Origin of the sequence: Shewanella sp. AS1 (assembly GCF_021412565.1) — a bacterium.
In the GTDB taxonomy this organism is placed as follows: Bacteria; Pseudomonadota; Gammaproteobacteria; order Enterobacterales; family Shewanellaceae; genus Shewanella.
The window spans coordinates 1-291 of record NZ_JAKCLJ010000067.1 but is presented as its reverse complement, the minus strand read 5'-3'; the positions used below and the strand labels follow the sequence as shown (position 1 = coordinate 291).

The following is a 291-nucleotide window of genomic DNA, read 5'->3' as shown; positions in this document are numbered from 1 at the left end:
GCAAGGTAGGCGTGATCACCCAGGTCGGCGACGACGGCCGGGTGCATCTCGCCGCGTACCACGGACCCGGTCGGGAGGGGCTCGCGCAGCTCTACCCGATGCCGCTCGACGGGACGACCGCGACCGGTCGCGCAGTCGGCGAGCGCCGCGTGATCCACTTCGCGGACATCGAGCACGACCCCGAGGTGCCGCCGATCGCCCGCGCCGGCTGGACTGGAATGGGCATGCGTGCCGCCATCGTCGCGCCGATGCTCTGGGAGGGGCGCGGGATAGGCGCGATCCACGTCGTGC

Annotated in this window: 1 protein-coding gene; it reads left to right on the top strand. The window is 72.9% G+C overall.

Annotation, left to right across the window (positions count from 1 at the left end):
* Positions 1-11: 11 nt before the first annotated feature.
* Positions 12-291 (top strand): GAF domain-containing protein (locus LZP69_RS16085; RefSeq protein ID WP_234201706.1); only part of this gene is annotated, 280 nt, incomplete at its 3' end.